This is a genomic window from Photobacterium minamisatsumaniensis, from assembly GCF_050336695.1.
GTDB classification, from domain to species: Bacteria; Pseudomonadota; Gammaproteobacteria; order Enterobacterales; family Vibrionaceae; genus Photobacterium; species Photobacterium minamisatsumaniensis.
Window position 1 is genome coordinate 57903 of the sequence record NZ_JAKJSI010000023.1, and the last position, 22615, is coordinate 80517.

The 22615-nt window shown below is 43.7% G+C and carries 17 protein-coding genes and 1 riboswitch; of the genes, 6 read left to right on the plus strand and 11 right to left on the minus strand.

Annotated features, from left to right (window positions below; translation table 11 throughout):
* Positions 1–17: 17 nt before the first annotated feature.
* From uca to L4D78_RS12945, 8 genes are all read right to left on the minus strand, one after another.
* Positions 18–3611 carry an urea carboxylase gene (uca, locus tag L4D78_RS12910; protein ID WP_428467301.1) on the minus strand — a complete coding sequence of 1198 codons (3594 nt, stop codon included), beginning with the start codon at positions 3609–3611 and terminating at the stop codon, positions 18–20.
* Positions 3612–3701: 90 nt separating this feature from the next.
* The gene (locus L4D78_RS12915) at positions 3702–4340 is read right to left on the minus strand and encodes an urea amidolyase associated protein UAAP2 (RefSeq protein WP_428467302.1); all 639 of its coding nucleotides are present in this window, start codon (positions 4338–4340) and stop codon (positions 3702–3704) included.
* 11 nt (positions 4341–4351) lie between these two features.
* Positions 4352–5116: an urea amidolyase associated protein UAAP1 gene (locus L4D78_RS12920; RefSeq protein ID WP_428467303.1), complete on the minus strand. Its 765-nt coding sequence runs from the start codon at positions 5114–5116 to the stop codon at positions 4352–4354.
* Between the two features lie 10 nt (positions 5117–5126).
* Positions 5127–5912, minus strand: coding sequence for an ATP-binding cassette domain-containing protein (locus L4D78_RS12925; protein ID WP_428467304.1), 786 nt, complete (start codon positions 5910–5912; stop codon positions 5127–5129).
* Positions 5913–5922: 10 nt separating this feature from the next.
* The gene (locus L4D78_RS12930; RefSeq protein WP_428467305.1) at positions 5923–6735 is read right to left on the minus strand and encodes an ABC transporter permease; all 813 of its coding nucleotides are present in this window, start codon (positions 6733–6735) and stop codon (positions 5923–5925) included.
* Positions 6736–6768: 33 nt separating this feature from the next.
* Positions 6769–7842 carry a putative urea ABC transporter substrate-binding protein gene (locus L4D78_RS12935; RefSeq protein WP_428467306.1) on the minus strand — a complete coding sequence of 358 codons (1074 nt, stop codon included), beginning with the start codon at positions 7840–7842 and terminating at the stop codon, positions 6769–6771.
* Between the two features lie 60 nt (positions 7843–7902).
* Positions 7903–8000, minus strand: a riboswitch (guanidine-I (ykkC/yxkD leader).
* A gap of 739 nt (positions 8001–8739) precedes the next feature.
* Entirely contained in the window at positions 8740–9534 is a 795-nt protein-coding gene (locus L4D78_RS12940; protein ID WP_428467307.1) for a class I SAM-dependent methyltransferase, read from the minus strand.
* Positions 9535–9548: 14 nt separating this feature from the next.
* Positions 9549–11306: an ABC-F family ATP-binding cassette domain-containing protein gene (locus L4D78_RS12945; RefSeq protein ID WP_428467308.1), complete on the minus strand. Its 1758-nt coding sequence runs from the start codon at positions 11304–11306 to the stop codon at positions 9549–9551.
* Between the two features lie 942 nt (positions 11307–12248).
* On the opposite strand from L4D78_RS12945, the gene ltrA reads away from it, so the two are divergent.
* Entirely contained in the window at positions 12249–13721 is a 1473-nt protein-coding gene (gene ltrA, locus L4D78_RS12950; RefSeq protein WP_428467309.1) for a group II intron reverse transcriptase/maturase, read from the plus strand.
* Between the two features lie 253 nt (positions 13722–13974).
* On the opposite strand, the gene glmS is transcribed toward ltrA, so the two are convergent.
* Together glmS and L4D78_RS12960 are read right to left on the minus strand one after the other, a co-directional pair.
* A complete protein-coding gene (gene glmS, locus L4D78_RS12955) occupies positions 13975–15807 on the minus strand; it encodes a glutamine--fructose-6-phosphate transaminase (isomerizing) (protein WP_428467310.1) in 1833 nt (610 codons plus the stop codon).
* A gap of 71 nt (positions 15808–15878) precedes the next feature.
* Positions 15879–16649: a DeoR/GlpR family DNA-binding transcription regulator gene (locus tag L4D78_RS12960; RefSeq protein ID WP_428467311.1), complete on the minus strand. Its 771-nt coding sequence runs from the start codon at positions 16647–16649 to the stop codon at positions 15879–15881.
* 344 nt (positions 16650–16993) lie between these two features.
* Between L4D78_RS12960 and L4D78_RS12965 the strand changes: the two genes are divergently transcribed.
* The 5 genes from L4D78_RS12965 to phnA are packed head-to-tail and all read left to right on the plus strand — an operon-like array spanning position 16994 to position 21436.
* On the plus strand, positions 16994–17860 hold the full coding sequence (locus L4D78_RS12965; RefSeq protein WP_428460791.1) for a PhnD/SsuA/transferrin family substrate-binding protein: 867 nt from the start codon (positions 16994–16996) through the stop codon (positions 17858–17860).
* A 1-nt stretch (position 17861) separates the two neighbouring features.
* Entirely contained in the window at positions 17862–18689 is an 828-nt protein-coding gene (locus L4D78_RS12970; protein WP_428467312.1) for a phosphonate ABC transporter ATP-binding protein, read from the plus strand.
* Complete coding sequence (gene phnE, locus L4D78_RS12975) at positions 18676–19467, plus strand: phosphonate ABC transporter, permease protein PhnE (RefSeq protein ID WP_428467313.1); 792 nt, start codon at positions 18676–18678, stop codon at positions 19465–19467. The genes L4D78_RS12970 and phnE overlap by 14 nt, the downstream gene beginning before the upstream one ends.
* Before the next feature lie 16 nt (positions 19468–19483).
* Complete coding sequence (locus tag L4D78_RS12980; RefSeq protein ID WP_428460794.1) at positions 19484–20191, plus strand: GntR family transcriptional regulator; 708 nt, start codon at positions 19484–19486, stop codon at positions 20189–20191.
* An 18-nt stretch (positions 20192–20209) separates the two neighbouring features.
* The gene (gene phnA / locus L4D78_RS12985) at positions 20210–21436 is read left to right on the plus strand and encodes a phosphonoacetate hydrolase (RefSeq protein ID WP_428467314.1); all 1227 of its coding nucleotides are present in this window, start codon (positions 20210–20212) and stop codon (positions 21434–21436) included.
* Positions 21437–21495: 59 nt separating this feature from the next.
* Here the strand turns inward: phnA and hppD are convergent, their stop codons facing one another.
* Positions 21496–22575 (minus strand): 4-hydroxyphenylpyruvate dioxygenase, encoded by a 1080-nt coding sequence (gene hppD / locus L4D78_RS12990; protein ID WP_428467315.1) that lies wholly within the window; start codon positions 22573–22575, stop codon positions 21496–21498.
* Between the last annotated feature and the right edge of the window lie 40 nt (positions 22576–22615).

Here is a 22615-nt window from a genome sequence, read left to right on the forward strand (position 1 = left end):
TTCTTTCCTTAGAATCGTTAAGCTTCACAAGTATTTACAACAATCAAAGGTTCTCCAGCATAAACCTGTGAACCTTCGTTATGGCAAATTGCATCAATCACGCCAGAAACACTTGCAACAACCTCTAACTCCATCTTCATCGCTTCTAAGATCATCACGACATCATTTTCTTTTACCCATTGACCAGGCTCAACCAACACCTGCCAAATGTTACCAGCCACATGACTCTCAATAGCCTCTTGTCCATCAGCTAGTGCCGTTTGAACTGATGATTGCTCAATCTCGGTTGCCACGAAATGAGCTTGACCAGACTCTTCCCAACGCTGACGCTCTTGTTCAAATGCGGTCTGCTGACGCGTTTTACACTGTTTGATCTCTTCAGCATGCTCATCAAGAAGTACTTGATAACTTGCAAGTGAAAATTCGGTTTCTTCAATCTTAACGGGGTAGTGGCCTAACGGATGCTTCTCACGAATCTCCAATAATTCATCAGCGCTCACTTCATAAAACTTAATCTGGTCAAAAAATCGCAGCAACCACGGCTTACTAAACACTTCTGTTTGACGATAGCGATTCCACATTTGTAAGGTACGACCGACAAACTGATAACCACCAGGTCCTTCCATCCCATAAACGCACATATATGCACCACCAATACCGACAGCGTTCTCTGGTGTCCACGTTCGTGCTGGATTGTATTTAGTTGTTACTAGGCGGTGGCGAGGGTCCATTGGTGTTGCGACTGGCGCACCTAAATATACATCCCCTAAGCCCATCACTAAGTAGCTAGCATCAAATACCGTTTTCTTCACGTCATCAACAGAATCAAGACCATTGATACGGCGAATGAACTCAATGTTATCAGGGCACCAAGGTGCACCTTTACGAACCACCTCATCATATTTGCGGATGGCTAAACGTGTCGCTTCGTCATCCCAAGAAAGTGGCAAATGCACGACCCTTGCAGGAACCGTCAATTCATCAATATTGTCTAGCTCAGCTTCAAACATTTCCAACTCAGATAGCAACGCTTCACGACTCAGCGTTAAGTTGTCATAGTGAATTTGTAAAGAGCGAATACCTGGAGTCAACTCACTAACGCCTTTTAACTCTTTTTGTTGCAGCTTAAGCATCAGCGCATGAACACGGAATCGTAAACGAATGTCTAACACCTGTGGACCATACTCAACCAGCAAATAGTCCTCCCCACTTGGCCGATAAACAACTCGTTCACCAAAGCGCTCTGCTGGGATGGTTTTGATTACTGGTGAGTCTAGTCGAGCAGCGGACAACGTGAGCTCTGATATGGTGCCAGTCTCTATTTGTGCCAATTGTGCTAGCTCGGCTTGCTCCGCATCAACGACCGACACAGGTATAAAGCGAATTTCATCACCCGCTTTTAATTGACCCATTTTCCAAAGGTCAGCCTTGATAATCGTAGCAGGGCAAACAAATCCACCGAGGCTTGGACCATCTGGCCCCAGAATTACGGGCATGTCACCAGTAAAGTCGATCGTACCAACTGCATAAGCATTATCATGGATATTCGAAGGATGCAGACCCGCTTCACCGCCATCTTTACGCGCCCAATTAGGTTTAGGGCCAATCAGGCGAACCCCCGTACGACTAGAATTAAAATGGACCTTCCACTGCGCCGCAAAGAATGACTTAATATCATCATCAGTAAAGAAGTCTGGAGCACCGTGAGGGCCATAAATAACCCTAATATCCCATTCATTAGTAAAGTTTGATTGGGTAACTGAGTGTCCTTCTACTTTATCAGTCCGCTGAGTGCTAGAGTTGATATGTAAAACATCACCAGCCACCAGTGCTCGCCCAGCATGCCCACCAAACTGGCCAAGAGTAAACGTTGAGCGACTACCTAAATATTCAGGGCAATTAATCCCACCTTGCACCGCTAGGTAAGTCCTTGCACCACCTGAAATTTTACCAAGCTTGAGAGTTTGACCCGCTTTAACTAAAACGCTCTTTCCCGCGGTGACTGTCACCCCGTCCAGAGAAGCTTGAATCTCTGCGCCTGTGAGTGCGATGGACGTTGCTTGATTGAATTTAAGGGCTGGCCCTGAAACAATGATTTCTAAACCAGCACAGGATTCATCATTACCTAAGATTTTGTTTGCTAGACGAAAGCTAAGTGAATCCATTGGCCCTGAAGGCGGAACGCCGATATCCCAATAGCCCGTTCGAGCGGGGTAATCTTGGATAGTGGTTTGTGTACCACCGCTGATGACATCAAAAGTATTTGGTTGATACACAAAGTGATTCAAAGACTGAGTCAGGATCTCACCTGTCTCTACCATTTCACTACTTAATAATTGACTTAAGTACGATTTATTATGCTCAATACCATAAATAATACTTTCATCTAACGCCCGCTTAAGCTGTATTAGCGCCGTTGGTCTGTCTTCAGCAGAGACAATCACTTTCGCTAGCATAGGATCAAAGAAAGGCGACACCTCAACCCCCGCTTCTATCCAATGTTCAATACGAAGGTTTTCGAACGCTGGCCATTCAACATGACTAATTAAACCAGCACATGGTTGGAAATTTTTATTGGCATCCTCAGCATATAGGCGCACTTGAATCGCATGCCCTTTGGGTTCCAGCTTAGCCCCCAACTCATGTAGGTTTAGATTTCCGGCACCTTGATGAATCATCCACTCCACAAGATCGACACCAAACACTTCCTCGGTAACCCCGTGCTCAACCTGTAAGCGTGTATTCACTTCAAGGAAATAAAACTGTTGTGATTGTTGGTCGAGAACATACTCCACCGTACCAGCATTACGATAGTTCACCTTTTGCGCTAAACGCACCGCGGTATGTTGCAGTGCCTGACGAGTTTCATCACTTAAATTTGGGGCTGGGGTTTCTTCAATCACTTTTTGGTTTCGACGTTGAGCAGAACAATCTCGCTCACCAAGTGCAACTACATGTCCTTTGCCATCACCAAAAATCTGCACCTCAATATGGCGTGCTTTTTCAATGAATTTTTCTAAAAAGACACCACTGTTGCTGAAGTTATTTTCACTTAAACGCTTAACACTGTCGAACGCCAGGGCTAACTCATCGCTAGAAAAGCAGCACTGCATACCAATACCACCGCCACCAGCTGTACTTTTAAGCATCACGGGATAGCCAATGTTCTCCGCTTCCTCTAATGCTTGCTGCTTATCTTTAAGAAGTCCAGTACCAGGTAATAGAGGCACTTGGGCTTGCAATGCAATATTACGTGCCGAGTGTTTTAGACCGAAACCTCGCATTTGCTCTGCTGTCGGCCCTAAGAAAACCAAACCCTCATTTTCACAACGTTCTACAAACTCAGGGTTTTCACTTAAAAAGCCATAACCAGGGTGAATAGCCTCAGCGCCAGATTCTTTGGCAATAGCAATGATTTTATCTTGATCTAGATAAGTGTCTGATGCGCCACCTTTACCCAACGAAAAAGCTTGGTCTGCATCGACAACATGTAAACTTTGACAATCCGCTTCGCTATAGACTGCGACGCTTCCAATATTGAGTTTTTTTAATGTGCGGATTACTCGACAAGCAATGGCTCCACGGTTAGCAATTAATACCCTACTAAACATAACTTTATCCCTAAAATCCAGGTCGTCCTGGAACAACAAAGAGCATCTACGAGGGTCGTCCCTTGCTCGTTCTTCAGCTGCCTTGCTGAATTATTGCCAAATCAAAACCTCAATAGGTGTTGGGTTATAGGCATTACACGGGTTATTGAGCTGTGGACAGTTAGACATCAGTACGATGGTATCCATATGTGCCTTTAGCTCAACATACTTACCTGCACCACTAATACCATCAGCAAAGGTCAATCCACCTTCCGCCGTAACAGGGACATTCATAAAGAAGTTGATGTTGTGGGTAATATCACGCTTGGTCATACCAAACTCTTCGTTCTCAGCAACAGCTAGCAGCCAGCTATCACGACAAGCGTGCATGCATTTTTTATCAATAGCGTAGCGAACTGTATTACTTTCTGTCGCACACGCTCCGCCTAGAGTATCGTGCCTTCCACAAGTATCAGCGACAATTTCTAGCATGACATTACCAAGATCTGAGAGGATCTGTGTACCAGCGCTCAGGTAGACGTTACCTTGTTCTCGAATAGTATCAATTGCGCTATAACGCTCTGAAGGGTCATTGGCGTTATAAAACAGAGTGTCAGCGGCTTGGTTTCCCTCTAAATCCAAAATGCGGATAGTTTGCCCTTTCTTTACTACCTTCATGTAGTAGTCCCCGGCAGGTACCACATCTCGACATAGCGCTTTATTAGACTCTAATTGACTTTCTACAATCATGTTCTACTCCTTTAACAACAGTGACTGACTACATGGTGCTCGCCATCGGGCTTTACAGATGCAACATTACGGCGGTTATTCTCAAAACCACGTACATTTTCTTCACGATGGTTGAGGCACTCATCAGCAGCTAGTAATGGTTCAGACTCAAATAGCGCTAGCTCGACAGGTTTATATGGGTAGCTTTCTGAAGGGTTAAGTGGATGCGGACAAGTGGTCATCACCACTAGCGTGTCCATCTCAAAACGCAGCTCGATACAATCACCCGCTTGACTATGGTTTGACTCATACTTGAGGTTTCCTACCTCATCAGTCGCAACTTTGCTAAATAGATTTAGGTTTGCCGCAAGGTCACGTTTACCTAGACCATATTTTGCGACTTCAACCAACAGAGCGTCGTAACCATTCTGTTTCCACAAGTTACGCTCAGTTTGGTAGCTACGCTCACCCCACTTTTGAGCGACTTTTTTCTTATTCGCCACCCCACAAGCGGTATCAATCCATCTTGTATCATCGCGAACGATAGAACAGAAGATTCGGCCCATATCAGAATACAAGCAGTTACCCGTTGATAGCTTGAATGTATGCTGGCATTTCAACGTATCTGGTGCATTGTAACGCTCTAATAGATTCGCCGGATTGTAGAAAAGAACACTTAAGTTTGCGCCTCCTTCGACATCTTTAAAACGCACAGTGCGCCCTTTAGGCACGACCATCGACCAGTGTGCTGCACCTGGCAGCATATCTGAAAAAATCACGTCCTGTTCCGATAACATATTCAATTCCTTATGCCGTTTTTTTAAGTAATAGTTCGGGTTCTGCTTGATTAACCTGTTCTGTCGGAATATCAAACGTTACTTGTGCGCCAAATCGTTCTGGTGCTTGCTCATCGTGCCGAGAGTGGTCGAAGACCCATAATCTATTGCCCAAATGGAAACCCTCGCCAAGGTCGTGTGTGATCATAAACACAGTCAGATTCTGCTCTTTCCAAAGAGACTTAACCAATACGTGCATATCTTTTCTTATACCAGGGTCAAGCGCTCCAAACGGTTCATCCAAAAGTAAGATTCTTGGTTTTTTGATCAATGCCTGAGCAATCGACAAACGCTGCCTCATACCGCCAGAAAGCTCATGAGGGTACTTGTCTTGAGCGGATAGCAGACCAACTTGAACCAGCATGTCTTGTGCTTGCTTTTTTGCCTGCTGTTTTTTGCCACCAAACAAACGTCCAAACAACTTGCTGGAGACACCTTGAGATTCAAACTCAAAGCCCAGCATCACGTTTTCTAGTGCTGTCAGGTGAGGAAATACCGAGTATTTTTGAAAGACAATGCCTCGTTCTATTCCTGGTTCTTGGGAAAGCGGCTCACCATCTAAAATGATACTTCCACGCGATGGTGTTTCTGTGCCTAACAGCATGTTTAAAAACGTAGTTTTACCGCAACCAGACGCGCCAACGATACTAACAAAGTCACCTTGATTAACGGTCAGGTTGAGGCGTTCCAATACGATATTGCCACCGTACTCCTTCCATACCTGTTTAATTTCTAGAATAGTTTTCTGATCAGCCATTACTGTCTCCTTAAGATTGGTGATACCAAGGGCTTAACTTTTGGGATGCCAGTCGCAGGAGCCAATCCATGCTGTATGCCAATATCGTAATCCACATCACGTAAGGCAGAATTACGTCCATAGAAAGATATCGACGAACAAGGAATATGCGATAGCCCAAACCTTCAGTTGCAACAATGGCTTCAGCAGCAATTAAAAATAACCAGGCGCTGCCCAAAGTAAGTCGTACCGCCTCGATTAGCTTAGGGACAATTTGGGGCAATATAATGCGAATAATAATTTGCCAGCTGTTTGCTCCCAAGGTTTGTGCTTTGATCAATTGCTCATCTGGTAGGCTTTGTACTCGTAACTGAATATCACGAACAATGATTGGAGCGACACCAATCACGATCAACACCACTTTAGAAAGCTCACCGACACCAAAAGAAATAAATAATATTGGCAAGATCGCCATTGGTGGAATCAGTGAAACCGCAGTGATCACTGGTGATAGTGACGAACGTACCAGCGGTATAATCCCTGTAGCGATGCCAAGTGATAAACCCAACAAGGCACTTACTCCTACTCCCCAGCCTAACCGAACAAGACTTGCCAAGGTGTCTTGCAGCATGAGGTACTCACCCGTTCTCTTACTTGGTGTGAATGCCATTCTATCAATCGCGTCAGCGAAGCTGCTAAATGCAGGAAGTAGCTTGTCTGCAGAGTTAGCAGCCAATCTGGCGTCCGATGCGACCAAATAAGCCACAAGCAAGATAAGAAACGGCATCACACCCAATATCACTCGCCCAAACTTAGATGGGTAACGATTAATTACTTTAGTCATAACAACTCCGTACTCAATAACTTGATACCGCGATTACAGCTTGCCATCTGCTGCCATCTGCATGTATTCAGAAGAAAAACGAAGTTTTATATTGGTTGGGTCACCATAGACGCCTGCAGGTGTTTCAACACCAATGACAGTAGCATCTGGTGCGCCATCACCTAAAAGGCCATGCTCAAACGAAAACTCACTTACCTTTTGCATTGTGCTCATCAGGTTAGGACTTGTCGTAAAACTCACCGCATCCTGTGCAGAATAGAACATGTTGGTGGCATTTAACTGGGATTTATAGTTATCGAGATTTGTTCCTGAAGCTAGCGCCATAAAAGATTTCGCTTCATCCCCCTTTGATGGTGACTGCATAATCGACATGATTTCATACCATGCACCAGTTAATGCCTTACCTAAAGCGGGGTTATCTTTTAGCGTATTGGTATTCACGACCAAGAGGTCAATAATCTCACCTGGAATGTTTGAGGAGTTGAAGACAAGAGAAGTATTAGGTTGAGCAGTGATCTCACTCAATAAAGGATTCCAAGTAACGACTGAGGTCACATCGTTTGTGCTAAAGGCGGCAATCAAATCAGCATCAGAGGTGTTGACTACTTTTACGTCTCTTTCACTAAGACCAACACTTTCTAATGCACGAGCCATTAGGTAGTGAGAAACGCTAAGCTCAACAAGATTGATATCTTGTCCTTTAAGATCCTTAAGGCTTTTATTCCCTTTAAGTACGATGCCATCATTACCATTAGAGAAATCACCCACAACTAGAGCGGTTGAATCAACCCCACTGGCAGCTGGAATCGTCAATGCATCCATATTGGTCATGACCGTTGCATCGAATTGACCTGTAGTGAATTGATTGATTGACTCGATATAGTCATTAACTTGTACCACATCAATCTCGATATTGTATTTGTCTGCCCACTTATCGAGAATTCCACTATGATCAGCGTAATCCCAAGGCATCCAACCAACATAGATAGACCACGCAAGGGTGAACTTTTGTTTTTCTTCAGCAAGCACTGATGGGGAATATGCAGAAGTAAATAATGTAGCGCCTAATGTCATTGCAAACAGGCTTTTTTTAATTTGAGATTTCATTGGGGTTTCCTCCACGAGTCACTTAGATACCGGCACAGGAGGCATAACCAAATTGGTTTGATCTCCCGGGCTTCTATCCCTCCGTGTGACCTCGTGTGAGGTTGACATCTCTCGACCCAGACACTGCATTTACAGCCGGAACCCTAGATGTCTATTGCCAAATTGTGGTCAGAGTTTGCGATCAAAATCTTGTTCTCTGACATTATTCTCCTGAGCAACATTTATAAGTAATACAAATATCGTGCCAATTCTAAAGTCACCATAAACAATAGGTTAAACTCAAATAAAAACCTGATTTATCAAAGCTAAAGCACCTTCATAGTGCAAAGATGTACAAGTTGGTGCAGCGTGAAATTGGATTCGTATAAATTTTATAAGCTACTTGTCGTGACCTGTATCAGCAGCTTTAAGCACCTCTTTAAGCGAGTAAAGTCACTTAGCTAGGTAAACAATGACAAACATCAAAACATGCATCAAGCACACCACAGAATTTAAGGAACAAGCGCTTAAGCTCGCTGAAATAACATCTACTCCAAAGGCTGCACGACAACTCACTTTACATGCTGCGCGAAATACGGTTAACGCAAGAACGCAAAGCAGGGCTCCGCCAGTAAACGCGAGGCTGACCAGCCTTTACATATGGTGATGCCATGCGTCGATAACATTTTGTAGGGTAAAGTTCTACCTCCAAACTCTCGTTAAACATGGAGCTAATAGATAAAGGGACACAATGAGTCAATCTGAACAGGCTGACTCGTATATGGACAAAACCTTGTTAGAGTAAATACGTAAATTTGGAATTAGTGGGTTAGTTAAATTCATGCCACGCTTTTAAACCTGACACTTACATGGACGGCACCCCAACTATAGGATGCCGTATTTCTATTGACTTATGTTCTAGATCTTACGAGCTCTAGTTGCAAAACAATCTTGGATGTAATCACTTAGTCCCTCGTTCAGGTTTTCTTCGTAAAAGCCATCAATAACAAACCCCGCTGCTATTTGCCCTCCAATGATACTAGATAGAGTGTGGCTATACTCCATTGCTCGACCTTCTTCAATAAACTGTTTAGCTTGTTCATCATCCAACTCATCAAGTGAATTAAACGGTAATGAGTTCGAAATCTGATAGATCCCTTGTTCCCAAAGATCTCCGTCAAAGAGGTAGATTGCTGGATTAGGTGCTCCCAACATGAAAATACCTCCACTGACTAATACTCGATAAGCTTCTGCATAAAAGGCTGTCAACTCAGGGATATAGGTTATTGATACTGGACAAAAAACAACGTCAAAGTCCCCATCCTTGAACATAGACAGATCACGCATATCACCTTGAACAGTTTTGATTTTCAAACTCTCACGCTCAGCGACTTTCAAATCTTGTGCGAGTTGTTTAGGTGATATGTCCATAACTGTTACATCAGCGCCAACTGCCGCCAATATAGGTGCTTGCTGACCACCACCACACGCCAAACAAAGCACTTTTTTACCCTGAAAATCTTCAGGGAACCAGTTTCGTGGAACAATTCCATCTGCTCCTAAGCTCAATGAAAACTCTCCTTTTCTAGCGAGTGCTACCGCTTCTTTTGAAACAGGTACTGTCCAACTTCTTTCTTCATCAACATACTTATCCCAAGCGTTTTTATTGTGCTCTGTAACAGAAGCAGGAGTTTTTTTATTACTATTAGTCATCTTGTATCCACTCGTTATTTTAGGCGTAACTTCGTGGTGATTTGCTCTATCTCATCACGCCATTTTTGCTGTAGTTTTTGCTTTTGATGCTTAGGCTTACGTCGTAAGTCATCTTCTAGCAAAGTCTCTAAATCAAACAACCTTTTCAGCATCTCCTCTTCAGGTGTACAACTAATAAAGTTCTTGTGTATAGGCTCAATTACTTTTTCTTTTTCAGTCGTGTATTCAGTGGCATCACTTGAACTGCCCACTACAGAGTCAATGTCCGAGTATAGTTTCTCAAGATCATGTCGTTCACTTAGTCCCCCATCTTTAATTAACCAATAGCGGTTGCAGCATTTTTCGATTAATTCTCTATCGTGAGTCACTAACAGCGCTGCCCCTTGAAATTGTTTCAAGGTGTCAGCCAACTCATCTTTTCCATCTAGGTCGAGGTGATTTGTTGGCTCGTCTAACATTAGTAGGTGGTACTGAGCTAGAGAAAGCCCAAGCATCAGTAAACGGGAACGCTCTCCGCCACTTAACTTACTAATTAGCTGTGAATGTCGAGTAAACTCAAAACCTGCACTGATCAGAGCCATTTTTCGACGCTCTTCTGGTAGATCACAAAACTTACCTAATGAATCAATAAGCGAGTCATTGTCATCCAACTGCTTCAGGTTTTGATCGTAAAAACCTAACCGACAACGAGGGTGAAATTGAATTTTGTCAATAATATCTGCCTGTTGTGTATAGTTTTGCCACAGCATTCTGAGCATTGACGACTTACCGCAGCCATTGCTACCTATTATTGCAACTCGATCTCCACTCTTGATTTGTTGCTCCAGAACCTGAAGCAGTTCAGGTGCATCAAGTGAAGGCTTAACGCTTAAACTAGATAGGCGTAATAGCCTATCAGCTCTCATAGACTCTCCTTTTAAGGTAAGTTGCCAAGGAGTACCTGAAGTTAGTTGGGTTTGGGAGTCTTTTAGTCGCTCTAAACGCTTCTCCATGTGCTTAGCTTTTCGAGACAAATCTTCATTGTCATAGACTCGCCCCCAGATAGCTAAGCGCTTTGCACTTTTTTCAATACGGTCAATTTCATTTTGTTCAGTCAAATTGCGTTGCAGTGCAGCCTCATCAACTTTTTCAAGCTTCTGTAAAGCTTGTGAACAGGGAAGTTGGAAATAACTAAGATAGTTATCTCTAAGAATCCAAGTGCAGTTTGTCACTTTATCTAACAAACGTCTGTCATGGGAAACTAGGACAAAGCTACCTTTCCAATTCAATAAGAACTGCTCTAACCATATTAGTGTAGGTAGATCTAGGTGGTTGCTAGGTTCATCAAGCAACAAGAGGTCTGGTTGTGAGATGAGTGCTCTAGCTAGCAAAAGGCGTGTGTGCTGCCCTCCACTTAGAGTTCCAGCGTTTAGGCTCCAATCCTGTTGTGAAAAGCCCATATCAGAAAGAAGAAATTCAGCTTGCCATTGCTCTTGATAACGCTCGTCTATAGGGAGTTTTGCAACGACTGCTTCAAGCATAGACAAATGCTCTAATTCGGAAGGCAGGTGCTGCTCTACTTGCTCTAAAAGACAATTTTTGGCGATTGAGATATCGCCTGAGCGGGGTTCTATTTTGCCGCAAAGCAGTTTTAATAACGTACTTTTACCGCAGCCGTTGTGACCAACAAGTCCGATACGGTCACCCTGTTTTAGGGTGAAAGAAACCTCTTCAAACAAAGGTGCTGAAGTGGTGTGAAAATCAATAGATTGGGCAGATAATAAAGTGCTCATTGCTTACTCAAGTTTTTTTAGGCGAAACAACGCCTATCGTCAGAAATTGCTGACAATAACCTCGTAAGCTAGAGGGAAGAGACTCTAGACTGTCTTAATTGTTTCTTCGCTCAAGCTCGGTTATCGCAGCACGATACCAGATAAACTTGAGCTTGGCTGATTGCCAAAAAAGTGCGCGAAGAAAAAAGCACACAAAGTCATGGTTAACCTCCTTTTTTGTTTTGTGGATTAATTCGGCGTATTTTAGCAATAAAATTTTATAAGTCTACCTAGAACGACCTGATGAGGTCATGGCTTCTGTATTAAAGAAACTTATTGAATTGAGCAGCTAAGCTTGCAACTAGATCGCTTGCTCTAACTCATAATGGGGCGTGCGACGTGAAGTCGTATGAAGCGCTGTTCACCGCTTAATGTGTGAACCATCTGTATCACCAGATGAACCTAAGAGCCTGAATAAAGTAGCGGCTCCGACAATGTAACGAAGATTGGCATTTGCCAATCGGGATCTAAATCGTAAGAGGACGATCCTCCTGATAACCACAATCGGGTGAGTGCTAGGTAGTCAGTATGATGAACAGAAGTGAATCCGCGTAAGGTGCGTTATGTGATGAAACAGCGGAAGTGGTTAATACGCTGTAGSCAAAAGGCACGAGAGTCGGAAAGAGATTGCCCCATGCTCTTTCGTGATCATTGAACTCTTCGCACCATAGCGGGCATCTACCCTGACATTGCGCGACATACGGAACACGGTAAGCCTGTATCACTCCCTCTGGGAAAGCCTGTGTGGCCGATAGTGATGCAGGTATAGGAGGTTGGAAAAAGCGAAGGCTGCATTGTAACGATGCAGATACAGACTAATGTCTGATCACGAAAGTGAGCCCACTTCCGACTGGTCTCCCGTTGCGAGAGAATTTGAAGAACTTTATTCAAGGAGAAACGCAAATGATGATTTCAAAAGAGATTAGTGCCTCTCCTGACAGCGCTCAATGGCAGTCCGTCGACTGGAAATCTGTTGAGTCGCATGTATTAAAGCTTCAGATGCGTATCGCAAAGGCAACTCGAGAAGGTAAACACGGCAAAGTGAAAGCCTTGCAATGGATACTGACTCACTCGCGTTCAGCAAAACTTCTTGCTGTTAAGCGAGTATCTCAAAACAAAGGCAGTAAAACGTCTGGAATAGATGGTGTTATCTGGAATACAGATACACGCCGCATGAAAGCAGTTAATCAAATGAGTCGAAAAGCTTATCAAGCTAGACCGCTCAAGCGCATCTATATCCCCAAAAAGAACGGCAAACTTCGACCACTGGGTATCCCGTGTATGATAGACAGAGCGCAACAAGCGCTTCACCTATTAGCGTTAGAGCCCGTATCGGAAAGCCTTGCCGACCCTAACAGTTACGGTTTTCGACCAAGACGCAGCACAGCTGATGCTATCGGGCAGTGTTTTATCTGCCTGAGTCAGAAACGTTCAGCGCAATGGGTTCTTGAAGGGGACATCAAAGCCTGTTTCGACAAAATCGGGCATCAATGGCTGATGGACAATGTTRCCGTTGATAAGCGTATGTTGGGACAATGGCTAAAGTCTGGCTTTGTAGACAAAGGGTTGTTCTATGACACCAACGAAGGCACGCCTCAAGGTGGGATTATATCCCCAACCTTGATGTTAATGACTCTCGCTGGCCTTGAACAACAGATAAAGTTCACCGCCCTCAAAAAGGGCGCTAGAGCCAACTTTATTGGTTACGCCGACGATTTCGTGGTCACTTGCGCTTCAAAGGAAGTGCTTGAGAACGATATCAAACCGTTGATTGCTGACTTCTTAGCGGAAAGAGGCTTAACACTCTCCGAAGAGAAAACGCACATAACTCACATCAACGATGGCTTTGATTTCCTAGGCTTCAATCATAGGAAGTACAAAGGAAAATTACTCATTAAGCCGAGTAAATCCAACACGTTGATATTCTTAAGTAATCTGCGTGAACTCATCAAAAAGCACGTAACCCTTTCAGTGAATGATCTTATCAAACTGATAAATCCGAAACTCAGGGGGKGGTCGAACTACTATCGACACTGCGTGGCTAAACAGGTATTCGGATATGTAGGTCACAAGCTATTCCATACGTTATGGCACTGGGCTAAAAGGCGTCATCCAACAAAATCTAGAACTTGGATCGCCCTAAAATACTTCATCAACCGCAAAGGCCAATGGCAGTTTCACGGTTGGCAGAAGATTACGGATATGGATTGCCAGTTCAATCTCGTCCAAATAGCCAAAGTACCGATAGAAAGGCATGTGAAAATCCGAAGTRCAGCGACACCATTTGACCCTCAATACCAAGAATACTTGGAAAAGAGAAAGTCCAAAAGGCTAGCTCGTAACTCTTGGAGAGAGCCTATCCCGACTGCGTTATAAGTTGCTGGGTATCATTTTGATGCCTTTGTGGAGGCTTGAGCCTAGTGCAGTGAAAGTTGCACGCTGGGTTCTTAGGGAGACGGCACTTGGTAACAAGTGTCGTCCACCCGACAAAAACAATTTAGGAAATGTGTCTACAACAAACAAAAAGGCAGCGAAGATAACTCTTCACTGCCTTTTTAGTATGATTCTTTATTGCTTGGTATGAGACTTTATTACTTTTCTACACACCAACAATTCAATCTAAACTCTATTACTCAACCGTTACCGCTTTAGCCAAGTTACGAGGCTGATCGACATCTGTGCCTTTAATTAAGGCAACATGGTAAGACAGTAGCTGCATCGGGATCGTGTAGTAAATAGGGGCGGTGATGTCGCTAACATGAGGCATCGTAATAATCTTCATGTTTTCATCAGCTTCAAAGCCTGCGTCTTCATCAGCGAAAACATACAATAAACCACCACGGGCACGCACTTCTTCAATGTTCGATTTTAGCTTCTCTAACAACTCGTTGTTTGGTGCAACTACCACTACTGGCATATCAGCATCAATCAATGCTAATGGACCATGCTTCAGCTCACCAGCGGCGTACGCTTCTGCGTGGATATACGAGATTTCTTTTAGTTTTAGTGATGCTTCAACTGCGATTGGGTAGAACTCACCACGACCTAAGAATAGCGTGTGGTGCTTATCGGCAAAGTCTTCCGCCAATGCTTCAATTTCTTTGTCGTAAGCCAAAGCTGCATTAATTTGCTTAGGTAGTGCATGAAGCGCTTCTACAATTTCCGTTTCTTTTTCACGGCTAATCAGCTGCTTCTGCTTACCGAGTGCTGTCACTAACATTAATAGTGCCGACAACTGCGTGGTGAAAGCTTTCGTAGAAGCAACACCAATCTCTGTTCCTGCACGAGTCATAAAGGCAAAATCAGATTCACGAACAAGCGATGAGCCAGCCACGTTACATACTGTCATAGCTGCCATGTAGCCTTTTTCTTTCGCTAAGCGTAGCGCGGCTAATGTATCAGCCGTTTCACCAGACTGAGAAAGCGTAATCAACAAGCTATTTGGACGAGTCACGAACTTGCGGTAGCGGAATTCAGAGGCAATCTCAACGTCGCAGCTAACACCAGCCAATGATTCAAACCAATAACGCGCCGTCAGACCTGCATTATAAGAAGTACCACAGGCAATAATTTGAACGTGTTCGACTTTATTAAGAATCTCTACCGCTTTAACACCAATGCTTTCTGTAACAACTGCATTGTCCGTAATACGACCTTCCATTGTATTGATCAATGCTGTTGGTTGTTCAAAGATCTCTTTTTGCATGAAGTGACGGTATTGACCTTTATCACCTGCATCATGCTCAGCGTTCGACTCTGCGATTTCACGCTCAACACGTTCGCCAAAAGCATCAAAAACAGTGACTTCACGGCGGGTTATTTCCGCGACATCACCTTCTTCTAGGTACATGAAGCGACGAGTAACGCTTAATAGAGCAAGTTGGTCTGATGCTAGGAAGTTTTCACCCACACCGAAACCAATTACAATTGGGCTACCAGAACGAGCAACCACAATGCGGCTTGGATCTTTGCGGTCTACCGCAACAGTACCGTAAGCACCATCAAGTTGCTTAGCTGTTTTCTGTAGCGCCTCAACCAAAGAATCTGAAGTACGAAGCTCCCACTCTACTAAGTGAGCAATTACTTCAGTATCAGTCTGTGATGTAAACTCATAACCACGGCCTTGCAGCATAGTACGTAGCGCTTCATGGTTTTCGATAATACCATTGTGTACGACCGCAATGTCACCAGACATGTGTGGGTGGGCGTTAGCTTCAGAAGGCTCACCGTGTGTTGCCCAACGAGTATGTGCGATACCAGTACCACCAAGCACTTCTTGTGCTTCTACTGCGTCTGCTAGCTCTTGCACTTTACCTAGRCGACGAACGCGCGTTAGGTTCGATTCACTGTCAACAACAGCCACACCTGCTGAGTCATATCCGCGATATTCAAGACGACGTAGACCTTCTACTAAAATTTCTGCTACATCACGCTGTGCTACCGCACCTACGATTCCACACATGTTATTTCTCCATTTTAAATATTGTTGCCCCATAGAAACCGACTAAATTGGGAAATGGGGGAGATTAATTATTACTTGGCGCAAATAACTTTTACGCCATGAGATTCAATTTGAGTTTTGTATTCATGGGGTAAGCCATTGTCTGTAACAAGGATATCAATGGCATCCCAACCGAGTTCTAGGTTGGGAATTTTTCTTCCAACCTTTTCAGACTCAATCATTACGATGACCTCACGAGCAACTTCTGCCATGACATTACTAAGGCCAATTAATTCGTTAAATGTTGTTGTGCCACGGGAAAGGTCAACACCGTCTGCACCTATAAATAGTTGGTCAAAGTCATAAGAACGAAGTACCGACTCGGCCACTTGACCTTGAAACGAATCAGAATGACTATCCCAAGTTCCGCCAGTCATCAGAAGTGTTGGTTCGTTTTCAAGTTCATTAATTGCATTCGCAAGAGGCAATGAGTTCGTCATAACCACTAAGCCTTTCTTGCTACCAAGCTTAGACACTAATGCGCCCGTTGTGCTGCCACAGTCAATCACAATGCGATTATGGTCTCGGATTAACGCGATGGCAGCATCGGCAACACACTCTTTCGCGGCAGAGGTGTGATCAGATTCATTCAATACTTCATCGACCGCTTCTTGTGGCAAAGCTATCGCCCCACCATAGCGTCGAAGAAGTTGGCCGCTTTTTTCTAGATAAGTGAGATCTTTTCGAATCGTAACTTCCGATGTTTCGAATAGCTCAGAAAGCGCCTCAACACTGACTTCACCTTTTTGCTGAACCAGCTGAGTAATCGAATGCCTTCTTACTTGAGTGTTTCGTTTACGCACTTAAATTTCACTTCAGAACTTAAATTATAGGTAAATTATTTCACAACATAACTTAAAGCACAATTATTTTGCTTAAAGTCCTATTATCAAGGCATTAAAAGAGCCAAAACCAAGGTAATAAGTTTCGCTTCGAAACTTATTGCCGATTTGAACTGCTCTTTAATTAAACAGCACTCTCTATAGACCCGCTGCGTAAAGACATAAAAGCATCATCTTAATGTCACGGATATTTATCTCACTGTCATAAACTCAATCAATAATACACCTTGTATACACAAGTGGTGACAAGCGTATACAAGACCCATTTTTACCTATATTCAATTTCTATAGCCAGGATGCTAAATATGAAGTCGTCATTTAAGAAATTCGCTGTTGCTTGCTCGCTTATAATCAGTCCGGTCGCGCTAGCCGCTGATACCATTAAATTTGCCGCGACCGAAGTTGCTGGGCTTGAGGCTTTACATACAAATTTCGGGCCATTCAAAGCAAAATTAGAAGAACTCACAGGAAAGAGTGTCGAATTTTATCCCGTTAGCAGCCGTAACTCTGCGGTTGAAGCTCTGAATAGTGAACTACTCGATTTTGCTTTAGTTGGCCCTGCTGAATATGTGATTTTTCGTCAAAGAGCAAAAGCAACGCCAGTCGTCGGTTGGCAGCGAATGAATTACTTCGGCAAAATTTTTACGACTGCAGATTCAGAGCTGAATAGTCTGACGGACTTCAAAGGGAAAACCATCGCTTTTGGTGATGTTGGTTCAACCTCTCAACACCTCGCTCCTGCCCAGCTATTATCTGATCATGGCCTGAAACAAGGTGTTGATTACCGAGCATTAAACCTACATCGCAATGTATCTGTCGAAGCCATGCTACGTGGTGATGTCGATGCCGTTGCTATTAGTAGTGCCTACCTCGATGGCATCAGAAAGCTATTCCCTAATGAGGGCTTTAAGGTCATCGGCCGTGGCCCCGACCTACCGAATGACCAAATTGTTGCAGGTAAGCATGTATCACAATCAGACATCGAACTCGTTCGCCGTGCCTTTGCAGACAATCAGGAAGAAATGCTTAACGCTATCATGAGTGCTGAAATGAATAAAAAGTACACTGGTGGGCGCTTCCTCACAGACGTTGACGATAGCGATTATGACTACATTCGTCGTATGTACCAATCTGTAGGCCTGATGTCATTTGACAAGTTCCTCGGAGAATAACATGTCAGCTGCAAATACATTACAAGAGCACTCTCTGTTTGATATTGCATGTCCACAAGCGCAAACCCAAGCCAGTGTGCAAGCGTTGAAAGTCAGGGATCTTCACGTCACATTTAATGGAACTGACTACCTGTATCAAGGCTTAGATCTTGATATTGAACAAGGTGATAAAATTGCCATCATCGGCTCTAACGGGGCGGGGAAATCAACACTAATGCGCGCTTGTCTTGGCATTATCGAAAGCCGAGCTAAAGAAGTGAGTTTCTTTGGCCAATCGCTTCATATCAACCAAGGTAGCAGAGCAAATAAACAAATATTAGCGAAGGTCGGTTTTGTTCACCAAAAACACAATATTATGGGGCGCTTATCCGTGCTTTCTAATGTCCTTCACGGTGCATTAGGTCGAACACGTTTTCGGCCATTGTGTTGGACTCAGACTACCGCTCCACAGCACCTTAGAGAAGAAGCGATAGAGTGCCTGAAACAAGTCGGCCTAGCTGATTTCGCCGCTCGCCCTGCAGGCAGCTTATCAGGTGGTCAAGCTCAGCGAGTTGCAATTGCCCGAGCCTTAATGCAACAACCTACCTTAATCGTTGCCGACGAACCTGTCGCCAGCCTTGACCCTGTAGCCGGTGAAGAAATTATGTCGTTATTTTCTAAATTAGCATCAGAGAAAAATGTAACCTTGGTGTTTATTTCTCACCACCTATCCCATGCCGTGAAATATGCAGATCGCATTATTGGACTAAAAAATGGCAAAGTCGATCTCGATGTTGCCAGTAGCGATACAACTGTTGAGAAGTTAGGGGCGATTTATGACTACGCTTAAGCTACCAAAGCGTCTTGAAACACCATCATCGCTATCCTTTGTACTCGGTATTGTGGCGTTTGCTTTGGTGTATACCGCATTTACCCAAATAGGGTTTAATTTTGGAACCATCCTTGATGGTGCACCTAGAATTGGTCGCTTAATCGATCAAATGTTCCCGCCCAACCTCACGCGTATTGAGATGCTCAGCAAATTGCTATGGGAAACGTTTTTGATGGCACTGTGTGGCACCGTTATCGGTATCATCGTCAGTATTCCGATGGCCATACTTGCCGCAAGAAACCTTTCATCTCATCCGGCAATACGCTTTGTTATGAGAAATACTATCTCATTTTTCAGGACGGTACCCGATCTCATCTGGGCATTAGTGTTTGTTATTACCGTCGGTTTAGGGCCGATTGCCGGAGCCATGACAATTGCAATTGATACCATTGGATTCTTAGGTAAGTTTTTTGCTGAATCAATGGAAGAGCAAGATAAAGGACCACAAGAAGCAATACGTACCATGGGAGGTAACACCTTAGATGTCACTTTTGCCGCGGTTATTCCTAACGCGATGCCGTCATTTATTAATGATTCCATCTTTGCTCTGGAAAAAGCCACCCGCTCCTCCGTTATTCTCGGGTTAGTGGGTGCAGGTGGGATAGGCATTGAACTAAAAGTTGCCATGGACATGTTTAACTACAGCACTGCAACAACCATTATCTTAATGATTTTTGTTCTTGTGTTATCAGTCGAACAATTAAGTAACTTTTTACGTAGAAAAATAATTAAATAGTCAGCTATAGAAGAATATGAATACAAAAAGAAAAGCCATATGGCGAGAAATTTACGAAACATTATTGAATGAAATCAAACGAGATATCTATCCGCCAAATACTGCGCTTCCAAGTGAGAATATCTTGGCAGAACGATTTGGCGTGACAAGAATGACCGTTCGTAAATCTCTTAACTTATTGCAACAGCAAGGCGTTATCTATTCCATTCACGGTAAAGGCGTATTTGTTAAACAACGATTAAGCCAGTACCGAATCCGAGGCGACCAACGATTTGCTACTGGGTTAGAAGCCTCTGATATGGAGGTTGAATCGGAAACCCTTTCTTTAACCATAATTCCAGCAACATTTAATATTGCTGATGAATTACGGATTAAAGAATTTGAACCGGTCTGGCAACTTGTGCGCCTAAGGTATGTCAATGGATTACCCACCCTGCTCAACAGGAAGTATTTTCCGACACATATTTTCCCTGAATTTGATCGAATCTACGCAGAAGATAAAAGTGTCACAAGTGTCTATAAGCATTACGGCTTTGAGCATTACCAACGCTTGGAAACAAGAGTACGCGTAGGCTTCTTAAACGAAGAAGATGCAAAGTGGCTAGAGCAAAGCTCTGCAACACCTGCATTACTTACCACTTCGCTCAATGTAGCTGAAGATGGCACATTAATAGAATTTAGCGACGGTTGTTGGCCTCACAACAGCATTGAATTGGTATTTTAATCTTAAGGAAAAGAAAAAATGAAAAACATCGCACTCACAATTAACAATCGTCAATACCGTCTACCATCTCAACCTGTTGTTGTTATTTGTATTGATGGCAATGCCCCAGAATACTTTGAAGAAGCAATTAAGCAGGGGCGAATGCCATACATGGCAAGCCTGTATCAAAAACAGCTTAACCACATTTCACATTGTGTGATCCCAAGTTTCACCAACCCGAACAACATGTCGATTATTACGGGGACACCACCAGCAGAACACGGTATTTGCGGTAACTTTTACTTCAATGGCACTGAAGATGTCATGATGACAAACCCTGAGCTACTGCGCGTTCCTACGATTTTAAGTGAGTTTCACCATGCTGGTGCTAAAGTCATCGCGATTACAGCAAAAGACAAACTACGTGCCATGCTTAGTCACGGCCTTGATTGCAGCCAAAAACAAGCTATTTGTTTCTCTTCAGAGCTTGCGAACCAAACCACACTCGCAGAGCATGGTATCGATAATGCTGAGGCTGTTATTGGTATGGAGACACCTGATGTATATAGCCCAGAGCTCAGTGAATTCGTATTCAAGGCTGGCGTTGCCTTGTTAAAGCAAGAAACCCCCGATTTAATGTACCTGACCACAACCGACTTTATCCAGCATACCTATGCACCAGAGCAAGAAGGTGCACTAAGCTTTTACGCCATGCTAGATAGCTATTTTAGCCAACTCGATCAACTCGGTGCTAAATTGGTGATCACTGCAGATCATGGCATGAACGCAAAAACTGACCATGAAGGAAAGGCGAATATTGTGTTCATTGATGAAATCTTAACTGCACATTTCGATACCGGATCATTCCGAACCATATTGCCAATTACTGACCCTTATGTTGCCCACCACAGTGCGCTAGGATCTTTTGCCGCGGTATATGTTGAAGAAAGCCACTTAATTGAAGATATCAGAGTATATCTATCGCAAGTCGAAGGGGTGTCAGAGGTTCTTACAAAAAATGAAGCGGCACTACGTTTTGAACTAGCGGAAGATCGCATTGGTGACATTATAATTGTTACGGAAGAAAACTATGTAGTGGGTAAATCACGCGAGCATCATGATTTAAGCCACCTTCGTGGGACGCTGCGCTCTCATGGTGGGATCAGTGAACAGCAAATTCCATTGGTGACARACTTTAATCTGAACAATGAAATTTTAAGCCCATTAAGAAACTTTGATGCTTACTACCTCGCGATGACTGAATAAGTACGATTAAAATCATTTAGCCGGTCTAACCGGCTAAATGACATTGCACATACTGCTATTCAGGATTCATTCCCAACCTTCAGTACACCACGTCGAATTTGATCTAACTCGATAGATTCAAACAAGGCTTTAAAATTACCCTCACCAAACCCTTCGTTACCTTTGCGCTGAATAATTTCAAAGAACACAGGGCCAATAACCGTATCCGTGAATATTTGCAGTAAAATACCAGTTTCATCACCATCTATTAGGACTTTTAGTCCCTTTAACTTAGCAACATCTTCGTGGTGATCCGGTACACGCTTGCTGATCCCTTCGTAATAAGTATCAGGCGTATTCATAAAACCGACACCGTTTGCTTTCAACTTGGTGACAGTCGCAAAAATATCGTCAGTACTTAAGGCGATATGTTGGATCCCCTCACCATTATACTGCTCTAAATATTCGGCTATCTGAGATTTGTCATCACTCGACTCATTAATCGGTATACGGATCTTACCGCAGGGCGCTGTCATTGCGCGTGACAATAAACCGGTCATTTTACCTTTAATGTCAAAGTGACGTACTTCCCTAAAGTTAGCAATGCGTTCATAAAAGCTTGCCCACAGATCCATATTGCCGCGTTTTACGTTATGGGTAAGATGGTCAATAACCCCTAAACCAGCATCGCATGCAGCAAGCCGTTTTTGATAATCCGGGTAATAATCGAAATCAACTTCATAGATGTCGTGATCACCATAGCGATCAACTAAATAAATTAATGATTCACCGATGCCATAAATTGCGGGAATATTAAGTTCCATTGGCCCTGCTTGTGCAGGACACGCTGTCGCCCCTTGCGAAACTGCATAAGCTAACGCTTGGCTTGAATCTGCGACACGAAAAGCCATTGCGTTAACACTTGCCCCATGCACACCTGCGAATCCAGAGGCTTGTGAATGCGCTTCACCGTTCACGATAAAATTAATGCTCCCTTGACGATACAGCCAAACCGACTTGTGTTTATGCTGCGCGACCTCCGCAAAGCCCATCAAATGAAATAGCTGCTTTAGCTTCGCCAAGCCTTCAGGGGTTGGTGCGGTGTATTCAACAAACTCAAAGCCATTTGTACCTAATGGGTTATCAGTCATCTCACTCATCCTTTTTATCGACTTACTATAGAATTAGCAGTAAGTCGCT

Coding starts and splice junctions, on each gene's coding strand:
- L4D78_RS12915 (WP_428467302.1), bottom strand. CDS start 4,340: ATGATTGTAGAAAGTCAATTAGAGTCTAATAAAGCGCTATGTCGAGAT.
- L4D78_RS12940 (WP_428467307.1), bottom strand. CDS start 9,534: ATGACTAATAGTAATAAAAAAACTCCTGCTTCTGTTACAGAGCACAAT.
- L4D78_RS12925 (WP_428467304.1), bottom strand. CDS start 5,912: ATGGCTGATCAGAAAACTATTCTAGAAATTAAACAGGTATGGAAGGAG.
- phnE (WP_428467313.1), top strand. CDS start 18,676: ATGACTACGCTTAAGCTACCAAAGCGTCTTGAAACACCATCATCGCTA.
- L4D78_RS12970 (WP_428467312.1), top strand. CDS start 17,862: ATGTCAGCTGCAAATACATTACAAGAGCACTCTCTGTTTGATATTGCA.
- hppD (WP_428467315.1), bottom strand. CDS start 22,575: ATGAGTGAGATGACTGATAACCCATTAGGTACAAATGGCTTTGAGTTT.
- L4D78_RS12935 (WP_428467306.1), bottom strand. CDS start 7,842: ATGAAATCTCAAATTAAAAAAAGCCTGTTTGCAATGACATTAGGCGCT.
- uca (WP_428467301.1), bottom strand. CDS start 3,611: ATGTTTAGTAGGGTATTAATTGCTAACCGTGGAGCCATTGCTTGTCGA.
- L4D78_RS12945 (WP_428467308.1), bottom strand. CDS start 11,306: ATGAGCACTTTATTATCTGCCCAATCTATTGATTTTCACACCACTTCA.
- L4D78_RS12980 (WP_428460794.1), top strand. CDS start 19,484: ATGAATACAAAAAGAAAAGCCATATGGCGAGAAATTTACGAAACATTA.
- L4D78_RS12930 (WP_428467305.1), bottom strand. CDS start 6,735: ATGACTAAAGTAATTAATCGTTACCCATCTAAGTTTGGGCGAGTGATA.
- L4D78_RS12965 (WP_428460791.1), top strand. CDS start 16,994: ATGAAGTCGTCATTTAAGAAATTCGCTGTTGCTTGCTCGCTTATAATC.
- L4D78_RS12920 (WP_428467303.1), bottom strand. CDS start 5,116: ATGTTATCGGAACAGGACGTGATTTTTTCAGATATGCTGCCAGGTGCA.